A 22,468-nucleotide genomic window follows, 5' to 3' on the forward strand; every position below is an offset into this window, starting at 1 on the left:
TCAAGGGCATTTTTGTGCAAAAGGAGGTAAAAATGACCAAGGTGAATGAAGGAGCGAAAAAGAAAATGTCGGCCAGAAAATTGGCCAGAATGGTGATTGAGGAGGCAATCAATATTTTGGTCGGTCCGTATCTCGGCCAGTTTAGGGCCATGCAAGTAAAAGATTTTCTTTTCCGCGAATAAATTTTGAGGGAGAATCCTCCCTCATCAACCCAAAAGTATTTTTTATGAATAATTTATGGAATGACAGACTTTAGTTTGCTACCTAAAGAGGTAGCACATTTAAGTTTGTCGCTCCGTTGCTAAATCTATGAAAGATTTTTCCAAACTTGAAAAAAAATTAGGCGTAAAATTTAAAAACAAAGATTTAATCAGGCAGGCCGTAGTTCATCGTTCATATATCAATGAGCACCCGGAATTTGAGCTGGACCACAATGAACGCCTGGAATTTTTAGGCGATGCGGTCTTGGAACTCATTGTTACGGAATTTCTTTACCTTAATTATCCAAATCCAGAAGGTGAATTAACAAATTGGCGCGCTTCGTTGGTCAATGCCGTAATCCTTTCTGAAATTGCCCGCGATTTAGAGATTGAAGAATTTTTATATTTAAGCAAGGGCGAAGCTCAGGATATAAATTCCAAGGCGCGGCAATTTATTTTGGCCAATGCCATGGAAGCAGTAATCGGCGCGATTTATTTGGATAAAGATTATAAAGTCGCCAAGAAATTTATTGAAGAAAAAGTTATTGTAAAATTGCCATATATTTTAGAACATAAATTATATCAGGATCCCAAAAGCAGATTTCAGGAAATAAGCCAGGAAAAAGTCGGGGTCACCCCGAGTTATAAGGTTTTAGAAGAATCAGGGCCAGACCACGCCAAGCATTTTGTGGTCGGCGTGTTTTTAAAAAAGGATTTAGTAGCCAAAGGCGAGGGCACGAGTAAACAAGAAGCCCAGGTTAGTGCCGCACACGAGGCTTTACATGTGAAAAATTGGGAATAGTTTGAAATAAAAAAAAGACAAACCTTTAACCTTACAGATGACTTTAGCCCGCATTGGCGAGGCCATGTCATCGTACGACCACTAAAGTGGTCTGTAAAATTATGACGGTTTGTCTTTTTTGTTTTGTATTAGCTGAATTTGGGTATTTTTATATTGACAAAAATTACAATAATTGTTAGTCTTGTTATAACAAAATTTGAAAGGAGGAATAGCCATGATTGTTAAGGTAGTTATTGAATCCTGCCGGCCGAACGTGGGAGAGGAAATTTTTATACACTGTGATGAGAAGCGTACGGATTTGGAAAAGATTCAACAAGGACTAGAAGATTATTTAAAAAATAAATATCCCGGTAAATTGATCAAGGTCGCAACAAAAGGTTCGTCTTTTAGCGCTATCAGAGATAGCGATATTAGAAAAAAATTATCGGGATTCCCGGGCGTTACCCTTATACCCGAAATACACGCCCACATTAGAGACCCCGAAGCAATAAAATAGATTATAAATAAGGATTGATGTAATTCAATCCTTATTGTTTTTTGGGCGGATTTTTAAAAGTTGCTTCCGGAGTTTGGTTATTTATCACCTCGCGGGAAATGCCTAATTCCTGCTTGTAAACATAATCAATGGAATCAAAAATTGCCTCTGACCAATCAAATCCCAATTTTCCAGCCACTGCTTTAACTCCTTGTTCGTTCTTGCCTTCAATTTCTATTATTGGTTTTAAGCCCGGCCAGGTATCAAGAGTAATTTCTACGTCATTAAAATGCCAGAGTTCTCTCTTGGTTTCTTGATAAGATTTACGCTTGGCGCCGATGGATTCCAAAAAATTACAGCCATTTTCAAAATTATTTATTGTTAACTCAATTTCTTTTTGGTCAGTAATCTTTTTGCCGTGAACAATTTTTAAGCTCATAGTAATTTTATCCCCCTCATCTCTGACTCTCAACCAGCCATTTTTAATTTTCTTTGGCGGAACAAAAACCACCCGTTTCATTAAAAATTCTGGTTTAATAAGCTTGGCGCCAATGGATTTGAGTTTTTGGCGCATTTGGTCTTTGTTGATTTTGGTAAAGGTGGCTTCGTATTCAATATTCATAGGTTGGGAATATGAAATTAGAAATAAGTAATATGGATTGGCCTTCGCCAACCGAAGTTGGCTTCGGCCAACGAAGGTTGGAAGATTTTAATTTTTTCGTGCTATTTCGTGATTATTTTTTCGTGGTTAAGATACCCATTATCCTCATCAAAGAAAAAACGATATTTGATTTCTTGTCCAGCTAAAGCTTCTGGCAGCCAGTAAATATCATCAGGCCACATTTGGGTGTACGGAATTTTATCAATCTCCCACCACAGTGGCAGAGTTTCATCTGATTCTTTTAATTCACCTTCAAATTCATAGGCTAAGAAAATATCACAATGCTGATTATTCTCATTTTTAAAATTTGGCCAAATAAATTCAATGAAACCTAAATGTTTTGGCTTGATTGGAGTGTACCCAGTTTCTTCCTCAACTTCGCGAATAACCGCCTGTTCAATATTTTCGCCATCTTTAACTTTGCCGCCTGGGCCATTCCATTTTCCCTGGCCAAGGCCTTTTTTCTTCATAATCAAAAGTACCTGATTTTTGTTATTGAGCAGGTAGCAGAGGTTGGTTGTGTAATTAAAGGCGTAGTCCATTTGACAAGTTAATTAAGTTGATTTAAGATAAGAAAAAATCTACAGGAGGTAAAAAATGCCAAGTCCAGCTGAAATGACAAAAGAACAGTTAAGCAGACTGACTGATCAGCAACTTATTGATGAGATTGTCCATTATAGGTTAGTCAGGGCTAATTATCATCCCGACGACAAGGCCTATGGATGGGCATCCAAAGAACTTGAAGTGGTTCAGAGCGAGATAAATCGCAGGGAGCGGGAAAAAAGGCAAAATGAAGACTGGGACAGACGATGGAAGAAGCATTCCTGTGCGTCACAATAAAAAATTCAAAGTTAATTTTTAAAGGGTCCACCTGGGCTCTTTTTTCTATACTTAATTTTTAGCACAAAAATCAATTATAAACAACGAAGAAGCGATTTATAAATCACTTCTTCGGATAAATGGGCATTATTTTCTCTTTGCTTTTTTTTCTCGCCACTTTAATTTGGGAAGCTTAACGCCGGTTGTGATTTTTTTACCTTTTGCCATAAATATAGAATTAAGTATTAAATAGTAAGAATTAAGAATAATTATTTATATTGGAAATGCTGCCGTTTAAAATAAATGGTTTCATGACTTTTATTTCTAAAGCATAACGTAATTCCTTTTCATCAGGCAATTCATATAATTTTTGAACTTCCAGCATTTCTTTAGCGAAATGCATGGATCCGCAGATGGTTATTCTCATAAATTTATTTTTTAACAAAACGAGGACTTAATAAAACGATAATTGCTCCAATTGCTGCGCCAATAGTATCTTGAATTAAATTTACTACGGTAGTATCTGTTGTATTATCCAAACCCAAAACTTTTAAGTGCGTACCCCAGGTATTGTCGCTATAATTTTCAAATATTTCCCAGAGAATGCTACATATAATCACTAAACAAAAGGCAATGATTGTCGACCTTTGAATTGGGATTTGCCAGCGCAAAGAAATTACAACGGGTAATAAAATAATGCTTATCAAAGGAATAATGACATGCAGAATATAAGAATAAGGGATTCCATACTGATATAATTCATAAAGTCCAAGAGAGCCAAGGGCGTTGGCAGCAATAGCAATGGTAAGCAATAATTGTAATAGTTCGGCGGCACGATTTTTTTTGGCCGCATCAGGTGAATTTGCCGAGACCCTGATGAATTTAGGCAATAAGTAGATTGTTAATGCGCCTATAATCATTGACCAACCTAGATAACGAACATCAATAAAAGACGGAATCCAGGAGATCGGCGCAATAACCAAGAAAATGCCCGCAGTCAATAATATTAAAATAGATATTAATGGCAAACGTTTCATAGGTGACCCGGCCCCAAAGGGGGGCCTTCGGCCCAGGGATTCGAACCCTGGACCCACTGCTTAAGAGGCAGTTGCTCTACCAGCCCCAAAGGGGAGCCTTTGGCTCTGAGCTATTTACCTCAAAATTAATTTTTAATATTTTTAATAATTATCGGAAGTTTATTTTTTTCAGTATTTTTTATTAAATTTATGATAGCCCTTTTCTCGTTAAATCCTTTCGGGTGTTTTAAATAGAATTCTCTTTTAAAGGCTAAATTTTTATCATTATAAATTTCATAATAAACTAGTTCAAAAGGGATCCTGGGTTTAGTTGATTTAACCCAACCTTTATTGTGATAATTCTTTAATCTTTCCGCAGGTTTCTCCGAAGTACAACCAATGTAAAAGCCGTAATCTTTTAAGCTATGTAAAAAGTAGACAAAATATTCCATGTGACCCGGCAGGGATTCGAACCCTGGACCCACTGCTTAAGAGGCAGTTGCTCTACCAGCTGAGCTACCGAGTCGTATTAAGTTTGTAATGTTATAAAGTTTGTCGGTAGCGAAGCTGGTATCGTCCATAAATACATAAATTCTGACTGCCTGCCCACCGTAGCGCTCTTACGATTTTTCTCTCAAGTTAATGCTTGGAAAATATAGCAAGAGTGCGGAGGTGGGAGCTACCGACCCGTATAGTTTATAAAGTTAAAAGTTTTTAAAGTATAAGGTTCATCGGTAGCGAAGCCGGTAGACCGTCCAATAATACTTAGATTCTGGACTGCCTGCCCGCCATAGCTCCGCGTTGCGGATCGAAGGCGGGAGCTACCGAGTCGCATTAAGTGCACCCAGAAGGATTTGCTGCGTCCACCGAAGTGCAACGTAGGCGGAAACCCTCAGTCGTCGGTGCACCCAGAAGGATTTGAACCCTCAACCTCTTGGTCCGAAGCCAAGCGCTCTATCCAGTTGAGCTATGGGTGCATAATAAAATCCAAAAAACAAAATTCAAAAATCAAAAATAAGGTATTTTTATTAGAAAGCTTGTTCTTAGTTTAGCAAAAAAAATTAGATTAGTCAATCTTAATTCTATCGCCAAAGTTATGTTTTTTTGCTATAATTTCAATATGATTATACTTCAAGCTCTATATTTTATGCTCCCTGCCTATTTTGCCAATATGGCGCCTGTTTTTGCAGCTAAAATTTTTGGCAAGAAGCTGGCTTGGCCTCTTGATTTTGGCAAAAAATATAAGGGCCAGGAATTTTTAGGCAAAAATAAAACCTGGCGCGGCTTAATTGCGGGAGTGTTAATCGGGGTTTTAACAGTTTATTTGCAAAGTTATTTGTTTCAATTTGAATTTTTTAAAAGTATAAGTATTTTGGATTATACCCAGATTAATTTAATTCTTTACGGATTTTTGTTTGGCTTTGGGGTGATTTTGGGCGATGCGGTTAAAAGTTTTTTTAAAAGACGGGCAAAAATTAAGCCAGGTGATAAATGGTTCCCCTGGGATCAGTTGGATTTTTTAGGCGGTCTGATTTTAATTGCCTTTGTTTATATGCCAGTTTGGCCGATAATATTTTTAGTGGTAATTATTTCACCTCTCTTGCCGATTATAGCAAATTGGCTGGGTTATTTATTAAAAATTAAAAATGTATCTTGGTAATAATTCCTAAAAAATTGTATATTGGTTATTAAATAAATATGTGGTTTCAAACCAATTTTAATAAATTCAGGCAATGGTCATACACGTGGCGGGCGAAATATTTCCAGCCGATTTTAATATTGCTGGCAAAATTGAAAATAACTCCTAATCAAATCACAACCTTTCGCTTGCTTTTTATTTTCCCTATAGCCTATTATTTTTATTCTAATAATTTAACCGGGGTATTTATTTTCTATCTATTGTTTTGGATTTTGGATCTTTTTGACGGCTCGCTGGCGCGTCATTTGAATATTTCCAATGATAAAGGCGGATTTTTAGACAGCTTAGTTGATCATTTTGTCTATTCAATTATAATTTTGGGTTTTATCTATTTGCAGGCGGCAAATATTATTTTATTAGCCTATCATCTAATAATCCAATTATTAGTTAATTTTTTAGTAAATGTTAGAAATTCAGGCAAGGAAAAAAGCGACTGGTTATTTAAAGTCAAACCATATTTGCCCTATTTTAAAACTCTAGCTCATCTTTTTTTATTTTTATATTTTTTAGGTATTAATTTTTTGAATTTGGGTTTTTTAATTTTAAATATCTGGATGACAATTTCCAGCCTTTATTATTTTATAAGTATTAAAAATAAGGATTAATTTATGTTGGTAATAAGTTTGGTGATATTCAGATATTTTCTTGTTATCGCAGCCATTTTGCTTTTGGCGCTTATTGCCTTTATCATGTTTAGTTTTCGGGATGTGGTGCCTTTTGTGCCAACGCCGAAAAAAATTATCAGGCAGATGATTGAACTGGCGGAGATTAAAACAAATGAAAGAATTGTAGATCTGGGTTCAGGCACGGGCAGGATTTTAATCCAGGCGGCGAAAATGCATCAAGAAAATTTGCTCGTAGGATTTGAAAAATCTTTTACCTTGCGCAAAATAAGCAAATTTTTTCTTTTTTTCCACCCGCTTTTAAAAAAACGCGTCCAGATTGTCCATGAAGATTTTTTTAATGTAAATTTGGGGCAATTTGAGGTGATTTTTTGTTTTTTAACCTCTGAAGGACTGAGACGATTAACGCCTAAGTTTGCCTTATTAAAACCAGGCAGCCGTATTATTTCCTACATGTTTCCTTTGGAAAATTATCAGGGTTTTAATGAATATGTTGAAAGTGTTTCTACGCAGGATACTATTTATTTATATAAAAAAATTTAAGTTTATAAAAAATATGGAAGTAATAAAAAAACTTCAACAAATCGGCTTAAGTGAAAAAGAAGCCAGGGTGTATGCTTCTCTTTTAGAATGCGGGGAAGCAACTGCCCAGGAATTAACAATCAGGTCCGGCCTTAATCGCGCCACGACTTATATTATTTTGGACAACCTGCTTAAACAAGGCTTGCTCAGCCGTTTTAGCAAAAAAAAGAAAATGCTTTTTTCTTTGGAAAGCCCCAAACAAATTTTGGATTTATTGGAAAAGCGCAAGGAAGATGTGGAATTTAAAATAAAATTGGTCAAGGAAATGCTGCCTGAATTAGAAATGTTTCAGAAAGTTACCGGCGAAAAAGCCAAAGTCAGATTTTTTGAAGGCAAAGAGGGTGTGAAAATGATACAACAAGATATTTTGAATTCAAAACCAAAAAGCACTGAGGAAATGTATAATATAAATGTTGCGCTTAAAAATTTTCCAGTCTCCCCCAAAGATCACCGGCAAATCTATAAAAAAATACAAATACGTGATAGGTCAATTGCTGTTTATGACCCTAAAGAATCCATACCTCATCTGCCTCTTTCACCAAAAGAAGAAAGAAGATATTTGCCTCAAAATAAAAATCGTTTTAATGCTGAATTTGTTCTTTATAATAATAAGGCAGCCATACTTTCAGTGAAAGGTGAGTGGATGGGAGTTATTATTGAGAATCAAGCAATAGCTGATGGGCTGAGATTTTTATTTGATTTGGCCTGGCTTGGCGCAGAGAAGTACAAGGTTTTAAAAGATAAAAAGTAATTTAAAAAGCCCCAAAAGTTTTAACTTTTAGGGCTTAATGATTTTGAAAGAGGCAATGATGCTGATTTTATAATCGACCATACATTAGTTCTGCAACAGAACCTGTATTTTTTTAGATAATTCTTTCTCCGTTGAGTACGGACTGTGTCTGAAAATCAATCAGGAACAAAATTATTTTTGATACCTTTATAGCCTAGCACTTTTTTTGAAGACATCTAATTCTGAAAACTTTTCATTTTGCCTGCTGTTCCCTTACCTGCAAAATAATTTTTCAGACTTAGTTTTTTTACTGATAATTTTTTTCTCGACAGCTAACCGCCGCCTTTGCACCGTGCGACCGGCCTTAAAAAATAATTCTTTTTTGCTACTGGCAGTAAAACTAGAAATTTAATTTTTCCCTCTAAATTAGTCCCGACATAATTTGAATTAAATTCAGTCTGATTAGGCAGTAAATTTAGCATTTTACACCTCCTTACTCAGGAGTGGCTATCTGGTTTAGTAACTTAATACTCTGCCGCTTGGTCGGTTTTTTTAACCAACCTTCCCCCTTTCATATTGTTAACGAACAAAAAAATTTGTTAAATTTATTATAACATATTATTGTCAAGATTTGGTGTTGATAACTTTTTGCTCAGAGATTTAAAGCGCTAGTTTGCTAAGAATTTGTTTTTTTTATATAATGTAAGTAAGTTTATATTATAAATCAGATGCCACAAGATCAAAATTCCATATTTTTTACCAATCTGGATGAATTAAAGCAGAGTTTGGAAAACGAGCCAGCCAATGCCTCGCATCTTTTGGATTTATCGCCCCAGACTGAGCCTCAGAACGAGGCTTGGTTTACTGAAGATTATGAAGGCCAGCTGGCTGTTGATGTTTATCAGACTAAGGATGCGATTATTGTAAAATCAACGATTGCCGGAGTTAAACCAGAAGGCTTGGAAATATATTTGCATAATGATCTGTTAACTATCCGCGGTAAACGCGAGCAGGAATATGAAGCCAAAGATGCTGACTATTTTTATAAAGAATGTTATTTTGGCGGATTTTCCCGCTCAATTATTTTGCCGGTTGAGGTTCAGGCAGATAGAGTTGAAGCGACTTTAAAAAATGGGATTTTAAAAATAATTTTGCCCAAAGCCCTGAAATCCAAGCTGATAAACGTGCAGATTAAAGAAGATTAATTTTTACCTATAAAATAATTAAAATATAATGAAACTGAAAGAACTAATTCCGCAGATATTTTCTAAGGAAAAGATAAAAAAAGAACTAGCCAATAGAAGAAAAAGGTTAATACTCATATTAACCATTTTTTTTCTTGTAGTATTTTTTAGCTTGATAATTGTTTGCCCGATTATCGCCTATCAAGCGCTGTATAAAGAAAAAATTTATTCAGGTGTTTATATTGACGGAGTAAATTTGGGCGGTCTGACTCAAACCCAGGCAATTGAAAGGCTGAATAAGCAAATTGATAATCTGAAAGATAATGGCTTAAATTTTTTTTATCAGGCTAAAAAACAGCGTGTGGAAATGACCACTGTGTCGCCGACCGATCCTGATCTTTCTTATCAGCTTTTAAATTTTGAGCCAGAATTAATGGCTGAAGGGGCATTTGCTTTTGGCCGCGATAAAGATTGGTTTAATAATCTGCAAGGCCAAATTCTGGCAGTCTTAAGGCAACAGGAAATACCCTTAATTTATACATTAAAAGAGGCAGAATTAAAGGATATTTTAAAACAGAATTTTAAGGAATTTGAAAATCCAGGCCAGGATGCACAAATTGTTTTTAACCCTGACAATACCATTGCCATTAGTTCGGAAGCTCGCGGCAGTGTGATTGATTATAGCCAGTCTATTATTGATTTAAAGAAAAATATAAATTTAATTTCCATCAATTCAGTGGAATTAAAAATGATTCCAGCCGTGCCCCAGGTGACGCAAAAAGAAGGAGAGGCTCTCTTGCCAGAAATCGGGCAAATTTTAAAGCAAGAAAAACTGGTTTTTACTTATAAAGATAAAAAATGGGAGATTCTTAATGAGGAATTTAAAAAATGGCTCGGCTTTGTTAAGGATAATGGCCAGATAAAATTAGCATTTAAGCCAGAACTGATAGAGCCGAAGCTGCTTAGTCTGGCTGGAGAAATAAATATTGCGGCTCAAGATGCAAAATTTGCCATGGCTGACGGCAAGGTGACAGAATTTCAGCCAGGCATCAGCGGCTTGGAATTGGATTTGGAAAATAGCCTGGCTAAAATTAATAATGAATTTTTTACAAACAAAAATAATCAGATTGAACTTTTGGTTAAAGAATCAGCGCCGGTTATTAAAACTGAAGATGTTAATTCATTAGGCATCAAGGATCTAATCGGCACTGGCGTTTCAGATTTTGCCGGCAGCCATGTTAACAGAATTAAAAATATAAAAAACGCAGTTGCACATTTGAATGGGATTATTATTCCGCCGGATGAATTTAGCATTGTTGAGGCGATCGGCGAAGTCAATGCAGCCACTGGTTATTTCCAGGAGTTTGTAATTAAAGGCGACAGAACAGTGCCTGAATACGGCGGAGGACTGTGCCAGATTGGCACGACTGTTTTTCGCGCCGCGCTTTACAGCGGTCTGCCCATTACTGAAAGAAGACCTCATTCTTATATTGTTTCTTATTATAAGCCGCTGGGCATGGATGCAACTATTTATGGCCCGCATCCCGATGTGAGATTTTTAAATGACACCGGGCATAATATTCTGCTGCAGATAAAAATTGAGGGCACGAAATTGAGCTTTGAATTTTGGGGCACAAGCGATGGCCGCAAAATAGAAATCACAGATCCTGTTTTATATAACTGGACTGCTCAGCCGGCTGACCGGCTGATTGAAAATGCAAAATTAAAACCGGGTGAAAAAAGGCTGGCCGAGACCGGCCGCAGAGGAGCTGATGCTTATTTTTATCGCCACATTACCAAAGCAAATGGTGAAAAAATTGATGAGACTTTCCGCAGCCACTATGTGCCTTGGCCCAATATCTATGAAATAGGTTTGCAGCCTGCACCGCCCCAGCCAGCGCCAGATAGCGCAGCCACTAGTTCAGTGGGAGGTGAGAGCGGGAGTACTGGGAATCAAAATATAAATAGTCAATAAATTTTTCTAAAATCAAAAAATCGCTTCCGTAAGAGGCGATTTTTGATTTAATAATATGAATCACTTGACAATCGCTTGACAATTGAAAAGCTTTAGTTTACAATTACCTTACAATATGTTAAACAAAGAACAAATTTTAAAAATTGCCCAAAAAAAAGGGTTGGTGAAAACCCGTGATTTTTTAGCTGATTTTAACGTCTCCCGCCAGTATATTAGCAATTTAATTTCCCAGCTTGTAGAGGAAAAAAAGTTGGTTAAAATCGGCTCTACCAGGAGTGCTAAATATGCGACGCCTGGCTATCTTGAATTGCATCCCGATGAATTGCCAACGCGATTCCATAAAAAATTGATTAATACTGGCTTGGAGGAGCACAAAGTGCTTGATGATATTGAGCGGCATTTTGGCCCCTATGCTTTTTTGCCGGAAAACATTAAAAGCATCTTTGCCTATTCATTTTCTGAAATGCTTAATAATGCGATTGAACACTCTGAATCAAAAAAAATTAATATTACTGTTGATATCAGCAATGACGAGCTGGTTTTTGCGGTTGATGATTTTGGCATTGGCGTTTTCAGGAATATAATGCAAAAACGAAAGCTCAAAGATGAGCTTGAGGCCATTCAGGATTTGATGAAAGGAAAAACAACAACCAAGCCAAAGCTCCACTCTGGCGAAGGCATTTTTTTTACTTCAAAAATTGGGGATGAATTTATTCTGGACAGTTATGGTTATCAGCTTGTTATAAACAACAAGATTGATGATATTTTTGTAAAAAAAGTCCAGGGCCAAAAACAAGGCACCAAAGTGATATTTCGCCTTGATACCGCAACAAATCGCCATCTTAATGATGTTTTCAAAGAATATACAGACGTTATTGACAGCGATTATGGCTTTGATAAAACTGAAATCAGAGTTAAATTATATTTAAACAGCGGGGTGCATATTTCCCGCTCGCAAGCCAGGCGAGTGCTTTCGGATTTGGAAAAGTTCAGGGTCATAATCATGGATTATGATAAGGTGCCGATGATTGGCCAGGCATTTGCTGATGAAATTTATCGCGTTTTTAAAAATAAATATCCGCAGATAGTAATTAAAAATGAAAATATGAATGAGGCGGTAAAATTTATGGTTGAGCGGGCAATTAATGAAGCGAAAAAATCGCTTTAAAACCCGCAACTTCATCCAACATTGATTTTTTTAAGAAAAAGTGACATATGAAGTGTTGTATAGCAGTAAAAGTTACTCGTGTTAAATTGGCTAAAACTAGCTAATATAAGGGATATTGACGTTTTGTTTCAGATATGATACAATTGTGTTATATTTATGAAAAGTGCTAAAAATTTACTTGAACAGCTTAAAAGTTTGCCCTACTTTAATAAGGAAACAGTGTATCAGCTTGGCATGTCTTATGGGCTAAAAAATACTACAGTTGATACGTATATCAGCCGTTTTTTGAAGCGCAAGGATATTTTTCAGCTCAAAAATGGCTTATATGTATCAGCTGATTTTTATAATAGGAATAAAGACGAAACGTCCTACTCATTCTATTTAGCTAACATTCTCCGCACGCCTTCATATGTCAGTTCCTGGGCGGCTCTTCAGTATTATAATTTGACTACAGAGGCCATCCATTCAGTAACTTCAGTAACATCGGGTAAGGTGACTAGGGAATACCGAACCAGAGCCGGTAATTTTTCCTATCAGTCAATAAAAAAAGAGTTGTTTACTAATTTTTCTTTAGCTAACGGTAAAATTGCCTCAAAGCCGGGCAAGTTTGATTTTTTTATAGCTTCACCGGCCAAAGCATTATTTGATTTGCTATATTTTAGAACCAATCAGTTCCGCGGGTTTCAGCCTGATGATCTGGAAAAGATTATGAAACTGATCGAAGATTTGAGGATAGATTTTGAAGAAATGGATAAAAACGAACAGGAAAAATTTAAGGAGTTAATTAAAAAATTTTTATGAGCGAACAGATAGTTTCAATATTAAAAAGAAAGCTTGACGAACTGGCGGTTTATGGAGAAATTGACGCGGAAACTCGCCGTAATGCCCTCAAAGAAGAGCTGCAGTTTTTTGTTCTAAATTTTATCTATCATCAGCCGGAGTATAATGATTGGATTATGTATGGCGGATCAGCGCTTCGCATAATTCACGGCCTTGATCGGATGTCAGTTGATTTGGATTTTGAAGTGTCCACGGCGGTAACAGAAAAATTCCTGGAGGAATTACAAAAAGAAATAGAAACTTATTTTGCCAATACCTACGCAGCCGGGTCTGATTTTTTGGTGGTGAAAATAACGAATGCTAGGGGATTGCTTTTGAAATTTAATGTCGGCACGGAATTAAGTTTAGGGCAGTCCTCAAATCAGATCCACGTAAAAATAGATCTTAATCATTTTGTCGCTCCTAAAACCGTAATTGAACGTCGCCCGATTAACCGCGGCCAGTTTTCTTTTGTGATAAAAACTTACAACATGTCTTCTCTGATGGCCAGCAAGATAGCCGCTATTTTTTTGCGCGGTACGCGCGGGGTCGGTGAGGCGATTTTTGAAGAAAAAGGACGGGATATTTATGATCTTTTATGGTACATGAATAAAAAAGCCGTGCCTGATCTTGATTATCTTATTGCCAAAGGCATTGAAGTAAAAAATTTTCGCGCTTTATTTGACCAGCTTACTTTGCAGATGAATAAGGTGAGCGATACTAATCTTAAACAGGACTTGACTCCGCTTTTTACGGACCTGCGCTTTATTGAAAATTGGCTTAAAAATTGGCGTGAGAGCTATCTGCGTTTGCTTGATGATTATAAAATTCGCACGGTTACCGAGCTTGAACATGTCAGAGTGCATCACGACCTAATGCCGGATAATTTCTACTTCATTTACACGTACAAAACCGAAGAAGGTAAATCAGTCAGCGTTAAGTATGCCATGAGTGATTATTGGATTGAGTTTAGCGACAGCAATTTGCCGACAAAAGAAAGTGAGAAGATAAAAGACAAGATTGAATTCACCAGGAACGGATCAACGAGCCATCCTCCGTCTGAGGAAAGATTGAGACAGTATGCCGCGCTCTTTTTCCAGAAGACAGAAAGCTATTTCAAAAAGACCAATCATGTTATGCTTGGCGAAATTATTAATACGAAGCTGATCAGGATGACAGCGGACAATTTGAATCAGAAAGAACAGATAGTCTTAAACAAATCAGCTTTGATCTCCTGCGAACTTGATGATCTGTTAAAATAAAAAGGCAACTTAATATAACCTAAAACACACCTATGGACAAAAAACGCATTATGCAAAATAAAACAGATCTTGAATTGGATAATGATAAATTAAAAAAACAACTGCAAGGACTGGTTGATGATTTTAAAGTTGACAATGGCTGGCAAAAATCAGAAGAAGGCATTCAAACTCATTTCACGATTAAACTTTTGGAACTGCTCGGCTGGGTTGGCAGTAAAAATATACAAATTAATGAATCACAAGAAGTAAAAACAGGGAATAAGCCGGATATTATATTAAAGTCCAACTCTTCCAAGCTTTTAGTCATTGAATCAAAAGAAGCATCAAAAAAAGATAAGCTTGACGGCGCTTATCAAAATAAAACTTTTACTGAGCAATTATATGGTTACTGCGAAGGCGAGGGTTTGTACTGGGGGGTTTTAACGAACTTTGTGGAATGGCGTCTGTATAGCGTAGCTCAAAAAAGATTATATAAGGAGCGCAAATACGCATTTCATGATTTGCTGTGGGATAATGCCAATAAAAATAGCTATATCGATTTACTTTCAGATGACGGTTTGGAATTTTTGCGTCGATTGTCCAAGGCTGAACTAGTGGCTAAAAATGGCAAAATAGATACTGACACTGTTTATTATCCGCAACAGCTGGATCTGGAACAGGATAAAATAAAAAAGGAATTTTTCAGCAAGATCAAAAACTGGCGCGCTAAATTAAAAGGTTGGATAAGTAAAAACTACGCCAGCCAATATAATGTTGATGAAATTGATTTAATGTCTCAGAAAATACTTGATCGCATGATTTTTATGGATATCTGCCATGACAAGGGCGTGATCAATGAAAATCACATTCAGGCTGTTTTAAGCGCGACCAAAAGGACGTATTATGACGAACTAAAAGAGAAGTTCAAATTAATGGATGAAAAGTTCAATACTGAGCTTTTTGCCGCTCATGAAATTGATAATATTAAAATTACTAATGAAGTAATTGCTTTTATTATCCGGGAACTTAATGACATTGATTTTTCAAAGTTAAGCGTTCACATTATCGGTGAAGTCTATGAAAATTATTTAGGCGAACTGGCAAAGTCCAGAACGACCGATGCCAAGAAAATTAACGATAAGCAGAAGCAAAAGCGTAAATCCCAGGGTATTTATTACACGCCTGATTACATCGTTGACTATATCGTGAAAAACACAGTCGGCGAGCTTTTAAAAAACCTGAAAACAACCGCTGAAATAGAAAAGGTTAAAGTGCTTGACCCTGCCTGCGGTTCAGGTTCATTTCTTATTCGCGCTTTTGATGAATTTTATAACGCTTATCAGCGGGTCAGCAAAGAAGGCGGTCTTTTTGCTTTTGAATTAAGGAAAAAGATTTTGCAGAAAAATTTATTCGGTGTTGATCTGGATGCCAAGGCTGTTGAAATAACCAAATTAAATTTAATGATCAAAACTTTAGAAGGTGTTAAGCCCGAAGACCTGAAAGGCACCCATCTTTTGCCAAATTTAAACCTCAATATCCGCTGTGGCAATTCTTTGATTGGCGGAGAAAAATTACAGGAAAAGGAACAAAATCTTAATTTGCTTGAAAATTATAAAACCGAGACTGACAAGCTGGCTGAACTTAAACGCAGCTTTTATTCGGAAATAAATGATGTAAGGAAAAAAGACCTTTTGGCTGAAATTAGAAAGCTTGAGGACGTAATTAATAGAAATTTAAATAAAGGTTTAGGCAAATACTTTACTAATTTGGATAAAGTTAATCCCTTTAATTATACGGTTGCCTTTTGTGAAATATTTAAGGATGGGGGTTTTGATGCTGTAATTGGAAATCCGCCGTATATTAATGTTGAAAATTTAGCAAATTTAGATAGGATATTCTTAATGACTAATTATGAAACCGCCATAAAAAGATTTGATATATACATTTCCTTTATGGAAAAGGGACTAAGCATTTTAGGAAATGGGGGGCTATTAAGTTATATCATCCCATATTCATTTTTAAATCAAAATTACGCTGAGTTATTAAGGAAAAAAATTATTGAAAATTATAATCTTAAGCAAATCATCGACCTTTACAATATCAAAGTTTTTGGTGATGCGGTTGTTAAAAATTGCATAATTGTGATTGGGAATACAATAAAGAATGAACGAACAATAGTTAAAAAGATTGATAACGAAATTGAAGCAAGTCATATGGATACTTTGCCTCAAAAAACATTTAGTCAGAAAATGTTTGGTGATTTGCCTAAGTATATGTTCAGGATAGATTTGGATAATTCAAAACTAGATTTATTAACTAAGATTGAAGAGGTATCTTTAAATTTAGGCGAGATTTGTTATGTTAATTGGGGTGCTAGAACGGGGAATATTAAGAAATATGTTGTTAATAAATCTATTAACCAATTTTGTAAAAAAATGATTAATGCTAGGAATATTGATCGCTACCAATTAAATTTTACTAATGATTACATCGTTTATAAAAAGGAAGAACTTTACAATCCAATGTTTGAAGAATTATTTGAATCCCCCAAAATAATTGTAAGGGATATTTCTGGCAGGTCAAGGTTAAAAGTAACCTTAGATTTGGAAAAATATTATGCTGAACATACAGTTAGCTTGGCAGTCCCTTATTACTTTTTAAAGAATGTTAAAAGACGCGGATTAGAAATTACAACTAAACAAATTGAATTGTCTTCAAATTATGATCTAAGATATTTGGTCGCTTTAATAAATTCAAAATTAATAAACTGGTACTTTATTAGTAAATTAGGGGGTGGGTTACATGTGTACCCTGATGATGTGAAAAAATTACCTATTTATGTCGCGAATAAGGAGCAACAGAATAAATTGGTCAAACTAATTGACGAAATGCTTAAATTAAATAAGACGATTGAATCTCGTGAGAAAAATAAGACCAGGATTGAGGCAGTAGATTATGAGATTGATAAGGTGGTGTATAAGTTGTACAATCTCACGCCAGAGGAGATTAATGTCGTGGAGAGGAGATAAAAATATTATGAATATGAAAAAAATTTTAAAAAAAATTTTGTCTAGCAAATGGTTATATGGAATTTTTATTGCCTTACTTACCGTGATTTTTACTGCTTTTATAAATTATAATTTTTTAATTAACACATTAAATCACCTCAAAAATATTTTAATTTTTATTTATGGAGTTATTTTGTCATTTTTAAATACAAACATAAAAATGTGGATAATTATTATGTCTTTAATTATCCTTCGCATTATTTTTAAATTCCTGAGGATTATATTCAGTGATCCAGACTGGATAAAATATAGACATGATATATTGAAAGAATGGACATGGAGATGGGGTTATGTAAAGGAAGGAGAAAGATATAAAATTGAATATATGACACCTTATTGTCCTAAATGTGATTGTAATTTATTAAAGCGTCAAAATTCTGCGCGTATTAATATGTTTTGTCCAAAATGTGGCGTGGAATATGACGAAAATAATATAGAAAATGAGGAGGAAATCAAAAGTTTAATCAAGTATAATATCAATAAAAAAAGATTTTTTAATAGTGGATTATGAGATTGATCGGGTGGAGTATAAGTTATATGGGTTGGGGGAGGAGGAGGTTAAGATTGTGGAGGAGAGACATTTTACTTGATAGGTCAGAAATATTTTTTTAAAAAGGGTGAAAGTTAAGAAAAAATTAACCTCTGATTTAATTAATTATTATTGAACATAAATAAAAAAATATAAATTTTATGTTGATAAATATAAACCCAAAAATATTAATCTGGGCCAGAGAGGAAAGGTTTGGAGATATGTCTTTAGATGATGTCTCTAGTAAATTAGGAATTGCAACCGCCAATTTGGCTCAATGGGAAAAAGATGGTCTAGAAGTGCCTTTTGAAAAATTAGCATTGATTGCTAAAATTTACAAAAGACAAACTGCGATTTTTTTTCTTCTAGATGTGCCTCCAAAAACAAAGAAGATAAAAGACTATAGAAATTTTGCCCTTGTTAACAAAAAATTCTATCCCGATGCCTTACTAGCAATACGTAGAACCGAGAGATATCTAAAAGTTGCTCGGGAATTGGAAGATGTTTCTACCTGGAAGCAGCGATATCAATGGTTAAAAGATTTCAATGGGAGAAAAGAGAATATAAAAAAAGAGAGTACTTATTTAAGGAAATTATTAATTGAAAATTCGGATATCCAAATTGGTAAAGGCAGATCTGATGAAGCTTTCAGATATTGGCGATCTAAGATAGAAGAGAAATTGAATGTCTTTGTATTCCAATTTTCTATGCCCGATACTGAGCTAGATGGATTCAGTTATGCTTTTGATGTTTTCCCATATGCAATAGTTTTAAATAATCGAAAAAAATCTGTAAGGAAAATTTTTACGCTTTTTCATGAATTAGCACACATTTTAAAACATAATCCGGGCGCATGTAACCAAGATTTTTCTTTAATGGAAGATCATTCTAATATGGAGCTAGAATGTAATAGTTTTGCTGGAGAATTTCTAGTGCCTAGTCAAAGTATTAAAATTGCTAATACGGTTGATGAAATTTTTAATTTTGCAAAGTCATTTAATATTAGCGGAGAAGTTTATCTCAGGAGAATGCTTGAAGAACAGAAAATTGACAAAGTATGTTTTTTTAGATTATTGGATGAGGTTAGAGTAAGATCGAATAGTTTACCCAAAAAGCAGAACAAAGGACCGCGATCAATGATCGTTCAAAGCAAAAGTACGAGGGGAAATAAATTTTTTAGTTTAATAACGAATGCGGCAACAATGAATAAAATAAGTTTTTCTTCCGCTTCTGACCTGCTAGGGTTAAAGGCTAGTAATATTCGTTTATGAATTCAGTACCGCAAAAAAAAATTTATTGTTTTGATACTAGTGCTTTTTTGGCATTAAGTAGGACTAGTGAAACTGTAATTAGAATCCCTGATGAATTATGGAATCATCTTGAAAATATGATGAAAGATGGTGAAATTATTTCACACAGAATTGTATTTGATGAAATCATTAGCGGTACAAAAAATCCGCCCTTTATTACACTATGGATTAGAAAAAAGGTTGCATATTTTTTTCCCATGAGTAATGCTCAAATTGAACAGGTCTCGGAAATAGTTAAACAATTCCCTGGATTAATTGATTATGGCAGAGAGAAAGAACAAGCAGACCCATGGTTAATTGCACTTGCAATAGAAAAATCCAAAAATGCAACTCTATTTGAAATATGTTTATCAATTGTAGTTAGCCAGGAAAATCCGAATTCCTCAATAAAGATACCAGCAGTTTGTAAATATTTTAATATAAAGCACTGTTCATTAAGAGAATTTTTTGATGAGATTGGATTAAGTACGAAACTTTCAAAGAAATGATCAAGTTTCGCAGGTGAAAAAGTTGCATTAATTTAAATAAGTGGAGGATTTTTAGTAATGGTAAAAAATATTAGATTTGTACAAAAGCTTAAAAAATAAAAAAAGCCCTTTAAAAAGCCAGCGAGGTTAAAAATTATCAATTATGGTGTCTAGTTCGATCAACTAGAATCCACACTTGACGTTTGCCTACTGGATTCGGTGGGACCTTTTTACCTTCAACGAAGGTGTACTCTGTATCACCACCAGATGGCCTATACTGACCAGAGATTTCAACCTCTTCGCCAGTATGTATGATTTTTTTGTTCATACCCGGTCAAATTAATAATTAGCAGGAGTCAACTTTTACGCTGCTCCCATCTCCAGAATCCTTAAAGATTCTAAAGAGGAGAGGTAAAAGCGGCTTAACCTGAAAATATAATTAAGTCCCGAAGTAAATCCTCGCCAGCTATTCAAAGAGCCTTTGATAAAATTTTAATACTCAATATAATTTTAGTCAAATAATGTAAATTTTATGCAAAGACAAAGTGTTAATTCAACAGATCTGAAGTCTGTCGGCTATGAGCCTCAAACCAATATTTTAGAAATTGAATTTAAAAAAGGAAGCATTTATCAATATTCCGAAGTTCCAGATTATATTTATACTGGCCTCATAGGGGCTGCTTCTCACGGGAAGTATTTTAATGCGCATATTAAAAAACATTTCAGTTTTAGAAAAATTAGATAAATTTTTTATGACTCATATTACAGCATCAAAATTATACAATTATCTACAATGCCAGCATAGAGTTTGGCGGGATATTTATGGTCCTCAAAATGAAAAGATCAAAGAGGCAAATCCTTTTGTAGAACTTCTTTGGGATAAGGGTATTCAGCACGAGAAAAACGTGGTCAGCAAACTGGGTAAGTTTACTGATTTTAGCGGTTGGGATTATGATGATGCGGCCAAAGAAACTATTAAGGCTATGGAGCGCGGGGACGAACTTATTTATCAGGGGGTTTTGAAATATGGCGATATGATGGGCATCCCTGATTTATTGCGACGTCAAGCTGACGGCAGTTATTTGCCTATAGATATAAAGGCCGGATCTGGTTTGGAAGGTGAAACTGAAGAAACAGAAGGTAAAATAAAAAAGCATTATGCAGTACAGCTATGTCTTTACGTTGAATTATTGAAAAATTTGAAATTTACCAATAAAAATAAAGGACTAATTATTGATATTAGAGAAAGTGAGGTGGAGTATGATTTAGATTCCCAGGTTGGTCCTAAAACTCCTAAAACATGGTGGCAAATATATCTAGAAATTAAAGATGAAGTTAAAGTACTTATAGACAATAAAAAACAAAATTTACCTGCTAATGCCGGCATTTGTAAGCTATGTCCATGGTACAATAGTTGTAAGAAATGGCTAAAAGAATCAGATGATCTGACTAATATTTTTTATCTTGGTAGAGGAAAACGCGATGTTATCTGCGATGAACTAGGAGTTAATACAGTAAAAGATATTTGCACTTTGGATTTAGCAGAACTTAAGAATCGCAAAAAACTTAATAAAACCTTCCTGCCAGGAATTGGTGACAAAACAATGGACAAAATAATGTGCCGGGCAAATATTTTGGCAATTACCAAGAAGCCGGTGTTATATCAGCCTATTTCATTCCCTGACGTATCTTTTGAGTTGTTTTTTGATATAGAAGATGATCCGACCCAGGAATTTGTTTATTTGCATGGTGTTTATGAAAGGCACGGCGGCGAAGAAAAATTTATAGATTTTACAGCCAAAGATAATACGCCTGAAGCAGAAAAGGAAGCCTGGATGAAATTTTGGGATTATATCAGAAATTTGCCCAAAGATGATTTCGCGGTTTATTATTATTCGCATCATGAAAAGACTACATATAAAAAGATGCAAGAGCGTTATCCAGAAGCTATTTCTCTGAATGAAGTTGAGAAATTTTTTGATCACCCTAATGTTGTTGATTTATACAAAATTATTTTACAGCAGACTGATTGGCCCTTGGGAAGCTACTCTTTAAAAGAAATTGTCCAATATCTTGGATTCAAATGGAGAGATGAGACACCATCAGGCGCATTATCAATACAATGGTTTAATAAATATTTAGAGACTAAAGATCCTAAGGATTTAGAGAGGATTTTACTCTATAATGAGGATGATTGTAAGGCGACTATGATTTTGAAGGATGCACTAGTAAAAATGTCAAAATAAAAATTTTATGAGAAAAAATACTAAAATTGCCCTATTTGAAGGTAAAACAATTCGTCGGTATTGGGATCAGCAAAAAGAACTGTGGTATTTTTCTGTTGTTGATGTGGTGGCAATATTAACAGGAAGTAGTATCCCACGCCGTTATTGGTCAGATTTGAAAATTAAGTTAAAAAATGAGGGCAGTCAGGTGTACGAAAAAATCGTACAACTCAAATTTATATCGCAAGATGGTAAATATTATGCCTCTGATGCTGCTGATACAGAAATAATGTTTCGGATCATTCAATCTATTCCTTCACCAAAAGCAGAGCCTTTCAAGCTTTGGTTGTCGCGTGTAGGTTATGAAAGGGTGGAAGAGGCGGAAGATCCAGAAAAAGCTATCCAAAGAGCTATGGCTATGTATCTTAAAAAAGGATATTCCAAAAATTGGGTAGACCTTCGCCTAAAAAGCATTGAAATTAGAAACGATTTGACGAATGAATGGCAAGATCGTGGAATTTTAAGCAATAAAGAATTCGCCATATTGACCGATGACATCACTTTTGCCTGGGCTGGTTTGAAAACTAAAGACTATAAAAAATATAAAGATTTGAAAAAGGAAAATTTGCGCGACAACATGACTAATCTAGAGATGGTGTTAAATATGTTAGCTGAAGCTTCTACAACTGAAATTTCCAAAACAAAAAAACCGAAGACATTTATCGCCAATCGCCACGTTGCCCGCGAGGGAGGAAGTATTGCCGGTGGCGCCAGGAAACAATTGGAAAAGCGTTTAAAGCGGCCAATAGTATCTAAAAGTAATTATTTGGGAGAAAGAAAAAAGCGCAAACAATTAGATGGTTAAATGTTTTTTA

The 22,468-nt window shown here is 35.2% G+C and carries 26 protein-coding genes and 3 tRNA genes; 20 read left to right on the top strand and 9 right to left on the bottom strand.

Annotated features, from left to right (window positions below; translation table 11 throughout):
- Positions 1-32: 32 nt before the first annotated feature.
- From WC460_02790 to WC460_02800, 3 genes are all read left to right on the top strand, one after another.
- Positions 33-182 (top strand): hypothetical protein, encoded by a 150-nt coding sequence (locus WC460_02790; protein MFA5188263.1) that lies wholly within the window; start codon positions 33-35, stop codon positions 180-182.
- Positions 183-309: 127 nt separating this feature from the next.
- A complete protein-coding gene (rnc, locus tag WC460_02795; GenBank protein ID MFA5188264.1) occupies positions 310-1,002 on the top strand; it encodes a ribonuclease III in 693 nt (230 codons plus the stop codon).
- Positions 1,003-1,216: 214 nt separating this feature from the next.
- A complete protein-coding gene (locus WC460_02800) occupies positions 1,217-1,498 on the top strand; it encodes a hypothetical protein (GenBank protein MFA5188265.1) in 282 nt (93 codons plus the stop codon).
- A 31-nt stretch (positions 1,499-1,529) separates the two neighbouring features.
- On the opposite strand, the gene WC460_02805 is transcribed toward WC460_02800, so the two are convergent.
- A complete protein-coding gene (locus WC460_02805) occupies positions 1,530-2,099 on the bottom strand; it encodes a CYTH domain-containing protein (GenBank protein ID MFA5188266.1) in 570 nt (189 codons plus the stop codon).
- 101 nt (positions 2,100-2,200) lie between these two features.
- Entirely contained in the window at positions 2,201-2,680 is a 480-nt protein-coding gene (locus tag WC460_02810) for an 8-oxo-dGTP diphosphatase (protein MFA5188267.1), read from the bottom strand.
- Between the two features lie 55 nt (positions 2,681-2,735).
- Between WC460_02810 and WC460_02815 the strand changes: the two genes are divergently transcribed.
- The gene (locus tag WC460_02815; GenBank protein MFA5188268.1) at positions 2,736-2,978 is read left to right on the top strand and encodes a hypothetical protein; all 243 of its coding nucleotides are present in this window, start codon (positions 2,736-2,738) and stop codon (positions 2,976-2,978) included.
- Between the two features lie 238 nt (positions 2,979-3,216).
- Here WC460_02815 and WC460_02820 read toward each other — a convergent pair whose 3' ends face one another.
- The 6 genes from WC460_02820 to WC460_02845 form a co-directional block, all read right to left on the bottom strand.
- Positions 3,217-3,384, bottom strand: a complete 168-nt coding sequence (locus tag WC460_02820) for a hypothetical protein (protein MFA5188269.1) — start codon at positions 3,382-3,384, stop codon at positions 3,217-3,219.
- 4 nt (positions 3,385-3,388) lie between these two features.
- Positions 3,389-3,994, bottom strand: coding sequence for a hypothetical protein (locus WC460_02825; protein MFA5188270.1), 606 nt, complete (start codon positions 3,992-3,994; stop codon positions 3,389-3,391).
- Positions 3,995-4,026: 32 nt separating this feature from the next.
- Positions 4,027-4,107: transfer RNA gene (locus WC460_02830), tRNA-Lys, on the bottom strand.
- A 12-nt stretch (positions 4,108-4,119) separates the two neighbouring features.
- Positions 4,120-4,425, bottom strand: coding sequence for a GIY-YIG nuclease family protein (locus WC460_02835; GenBank protein ID MFA5188271.1), 306 nt, complete (start codon positions 4,423-4,425; stop codon positions 4,120-4,122).
- 1 nt (position 4,426) lies between these two features.
- Positions 4,427-4,499 (bottom strand) — tRNA-Lys (locus WC460_02840).
- A 377-nt stretch (positions 4,500-4,876) separates the two neighbouring features.
- Positions 4,877-4,950, bottom strand: a tRNA-Arg gene (locus WC460_02845).
- 143 nt (positions 4,951-5,093) lie between these two features.
- Between WC460_02845 and WC460_02850 the strand changes: the two genes are divergently transcribed.
- Genes WC460_02850 through WC460_02865 form a run of 4 tightly spaced genes read left to right on the top strand, consistent with a single transcriptional unit; the run spans position 5,094 to position 7,628 of the window.
- Entirely contained in the window at positions 5,094-5,633 is a 540-nt protein-coding gene (locus WC460_02850) for a CDP-archaeol synthase (GenBank protein ID MFA5188272.1), read from the top strand.
- 38 nt (positions 5,634-5,671) lie between these two features.
- Positions 5,672-6,277 (top strand): CDP-alcohol phosphatidyltransferase family protein, encoded by a 606-nt coding sequence (locus WC460_02855; GenBank protein ID MFA5188273.1) that lies wholly within the window; start codon positions 5,672-5,674, stop codon positions 6,275-6,277.
- Between the two features lie 3 nt (positions 6,278-6,280).
- Positions 6,281-6,838 carry a class I SAM-dependent methyltransferase gene (locus WC460_02860; GenBank protein MFA5188274.1) on the top strand — a complete coding sequence of 186 codons (558 nt, stop codon included), beginning with the start codon at positions 6,281-6,283 and terminating at the stop codon, positions 6,836-6,838.
- A gap of 13 nt (positions 6,839-6,851) precedes the next feature.
- A complete protein-coding gene (locus WC460_02865; GenBank protein MFA5188275.1) occupies positions 6,852-7,628 on the top strand; it encodes a helix-turn-helix domain-containing protein in 777 nt (258 codons plus the stop codon).
- A 311-nt stretch (positions 7,629-7,939) separates the two neighbouring features.
- Here WC460_02865 and WC460_02870 read toward each other — a convergent pair whose 3' ends face one another.
- Positions 7,940-8,089 carry a hypothetical protein gene (locus WC460_02870; GenBank protein MFA5188276.1) on the bottom strand — a complete coding sequence of 50 codons (150 nt, stop codon included), beginning with the start codon at positions 8,087-8,089 and terminating at the stop codon, positions 7,940-7,942.
- 246 nt (positions 8,090-8,335) lie between these two features.
- Here WC460_02870 and WC460_02875 point away from each other — a divergent pair, with 246 nt between their 5' ends.
- From WC460_02875 to WC460_02930, 12 genes are all read left to right on the top strand, one after another.
- Entirely contained in the window at positions 8,336-8,812 is a 477-nt protein-coding gene (locus tag WC460_02875; protein ID MFA5188277.1) for an Hsp20/alpha crystallin family protein, read from the top strand.
- 28 nt (positions 8,813-8,840) lie between these two features.
- The gene (locus WC460_02880; GenBank protein MFA5188278.1) at positions 8,841-10,766 is read left to right on the top strand and encodes a VanW family protein; all 1,926 of its coding nucleotides are present in this window, start codon (positions 8,841-8,843) and stop codon (positions 10,764-10,766) included.
- A 115-nt stretch (positions 10,767-10,881) separates the two neighbouring features.
- Complete coding sequence (locus tag WC460_02885; GenBank protein ID MFA5188279.1) at positions 10,882-11,934, top strand: DUF4325 domain-containing protein; 1,053 nt, start codon at positions 10,882-10,884, stop codon at positions 11,932-11,934.
- A gap of 156 nt (positions 11,935-12,090) precedes the next feature.
- Positions 12,091-12,735 carry a hypothetical protein gene (locus tag WC460_02890; protein ID MFA5188280.1) on the top strand — a complete coding sequence of 215 codons (645 nt, stop codon included), beginning with the start codon at positions 12,091-12,093 and terminating at the stop codon, positions 12,733-12,735.
- The gene (locus WC460_02895; GenBank protein ID MFA5188281.1) at positions 12,732-14,015 is read left to right on the top strand and encodes a nucleotidyl transferase AbiEii/AbiGii toxin family protein; all 1,284 of its coding nucleotides are present in this window, start codon (positions 12,732-12,734) and stop codon (positions 14,013-14,015) included. The genes WC460_02890 and WC460_02895 overlap by 4 nt, the downstream gene beginning before the upstream one ends.
- 32 nt (positions 14,016-14,047) lie before the next feature.
- Positions 14,048-17,023, top strand: a complete 2,976-nt coding sequence (locus WC460_02900; GenBank protein MFA5188282.1) for an N-6 DNA methylase — start codon at positions 14,048-14,050, stop codon at positions 17,021-17,023.
- Between the two features lie 13 nt (positions 17,024-17,036).
- Positions 17,037-17,573, top strand: coding sequence for a hypothetical protein (locus WC460_02905; GenBank protein MFA5188283.1), 537 nt, complete (start codon positions 17,037-17,039; stop codon positions 17,571-17,573).
- Positions 17,574-17,752: 179 nt separating this feature from the next.
- A complete protein-coding gene (locus WC460_02910) occupies positions 17,753-18,862 on the top strand; it encodes an XRE family transcriptional regulator (GenBank protein ID MFA5188284.1) in 1,110 nt (369 codons plus the stop codon).
- Positions 18,859-19,389, top strand: a complete 531-nt coding sequence (locus WC460_02915) for a DUF4411 family protein (GenBank protein MFA5188285.1) — start codon at positions 18,859-18,861, stop codon at positions 19,387-19,389. The genes WC460_02910 and WC460_02915 overlap by 4 nt, the downstream gene beginning before the upstream one ends.
- 511 nt (positions 19,390-19,900) lie before the next feature.
- A complete protein-coding gene (locus WC460_02920) occupies positions 19,901-20,113 on the top strand; it encodes a KTSC domain-containing protein (GenBank protein ID MFA5188286.1) in 213 nt (70 codons plus the stop codon).
- A 7-nt stretch (positions 20,114-20,120) separates the two neighbouring features.
- Positions 20,121-21,614, top strand: a complete 1,494-nt coding sequence (locus WC460_02925) for a TM0106 family RecB-like putative nuclease (protein MFA5188287.1) — start codon at positions 20,121-20,123, stop codon at positions 21,612-21,614.
- Between the two features lie 7 nt (positions 21,615-21,621).
- Positions 21,622-22,458, top strand: a complete 837-nt coding sequence (locus tag WC460_02930; protein MFA5188288.1) for a BRO family protein — start codon at positions 21,622-21,624, stop codon at positions 22,456-22,458.
- Positions 22,459-22,468: the final 10 nt, after the last annotated feature.

It is taken from the genome of Patescibacteria group bacterium (assembly GCA_041651155.1).
GTDB lineage: Bacteria > Patescibacteriota > Patescibacteriia > CAIXNZ01 > CAIXNZ01 > JAPLYF01.

Bases quoted from the DNA above. Each gene is read 5' to 3' on its own strand.
- WC460_02865 (MFA5188275.1), top strand. From the start codon at position 6,852: ATGGAAGTAATAAAAAAACTTCAACAAATCGGCTTAAGTGAAAAAGAA.
- WC460_02820 (MFA5188269.1), bottom strand. From the start codon at position 3,384: ATGAGAATAACCATCTGCGGATCCATGCATTTCGCTAAAGAAATGCTG.
- WC460_02925 (MFA5188287.1), top strand. From the start codon at position 20,121: ATGACTCATATTACAGCATCAAAATTATACAATTATCTACAATGCCAG.
- WC460_02825 (MFA5188270.1), bottom strand. From the start codon at position 3,994: ATGAAACGTTTGCCATTAATATCTATTTTAATATTATTGACTGCGGGC.
- WC460_02895 (MFA5188281.1), top strand. From the start codon at position 12,732: ATGAGCGAACAGATAGTTTCAATATTAAAAAGAAAGCTTGACGAACTG.
- WC460_02920 (MFA5188286.1), top strand. From the start codon at position 19,901: ATGCAAAGACAAAGTGTTAATTCAACAGATCTGAAGTCTGTCGGCTAT.
- WC460_02810 (MFA5188267.1), bottom strand. From the start codon at position 2,680: ATGGACTACGCCTTTAATTACACAACCAACCTCTGCTACCTGCTCAAT.
- WC460_02875 (MFA5188277.1), top strand. From the start codon at position 8,336: ATGCCACAAGATCAAAATTCCATATTTTTTACCAATCTGGATGAATTA.
- rnc (MFA5188264.1), top strand. From the start codon at position 310: ATGAAAGATTTTTCCAAACTTGAAAAAAAATTAGGCGTAAAATTTAAA.
- WC460_02885 (MFA5188279.1), top strand. From the start codon at position 10,882: ATGTTAAACAAAGAACAAATTTTAAAAATTGCCCAAAAAAAAGGGTTG.
- WC460_02880 (MFA5188278.1), top strand. From the start codon at position 8,841: ATGAAACTGAAAGAACTAATTCCGCAGATATTTTCTAAGGAAAAGATA.
- WC460_02815 (MFA5188268.1), top strand. From the start codon at position 2,736: ATGCCAAGTCCAGCTGAAATGACAAAAGAACAGTTAAGCAGACTGACT.
- WC460_02800 (MFA5188265.1), top strand. From the start codon at position 1,217: ATGATTGTTAAGGTAGTTATTGAATCCTGCCGGCCGAACGTGGGAGAG.
- WC460_02930 (MFA5188288.1), top strand. From the start codon at position 21,622: ATGAGAAAAAATACTAAAATTGCCCTATTTGAAGGTAAAACAATTCGT.
- WC460_02915 (MFA5188285.1), top strand. From the start codon at position 18,859: ATGAATTCAGTACCGCAAAAAAAAATTTATTGTTTTGATACTAGTGCT.
- WC460_02790 (MFA5188263.1), top strand. From the start codon at position 33: ATGACCAAGGTGAATGAAGGAGCGAAAAAGAAAATGTCGGCCAGAAAA.
- WC460_02805 (MFA5188266.1), bottom strand. From the start codon at position 2,099: ATGAATATTGAATACGAAGCCACCTTTACCAAAATCAACAAAGACCAA.
- WC460_02860 (MFA5188274.1), top strand. From the start codon at position 6,281: ATGTTGGTAATAAGTTTGGTGATATTCAGATATTTTCTTGTTATCGCA.
- WC460_02870 (MFA5188276.1), bottom strand. From the start codon at position 8,089: ATGCTAAATTTACTGCCTAATCAGACTGAATTTAATTCAAATTATGTC.
- WC460_02855 (MFA5188273.1), top strand. From the start codon at position 5,672: ATGTGGTTTCAAACCAATTTTAATAAATTCAGGCAATGGTCATACACG.
- WC460_02905 (MFA5188283.1), top strand. From the start codon at position 17,037: ATGAAAAAAATTTTAAAAAAAATTTTGTCTAGCAAATGGTTATATGGA.
- WC460_02890 (MFA5188280.1), top strand. From the start codon at position 12,091: ATGAAAAGTGCTAAAAATTTACTTGAACAGCTTAAAAGTTTGCCCTAC.
- WC460_02910 (MFA5188284.1), top strand. From the start codon at position 17,753: ATGTTGATAAATATAAACCCAAAAATATTAATCTGGGCCAGAGAGGAA.
- WC460_02900 (MFA5188282.1), top strand. From the start codon at position 14,048: ATGGACAAAAAACGCATTATGCAAAATAAAACAGATCTTGAATTGGAT.
- WC460_02835 (MFA5188271.1), bottom strand. From the start codon at position 4,425: ATGGAATATTTTGTCTACTTTTTACATAGCTTAAAAGATTACGGCTTT.
- WC460_02850 (MFA5188272.1), top strand. From the start codon at position 5,094: ATGATTATACTTCAAGCTCTATATTTTATGCTCCCTGCCTATTTTGCC.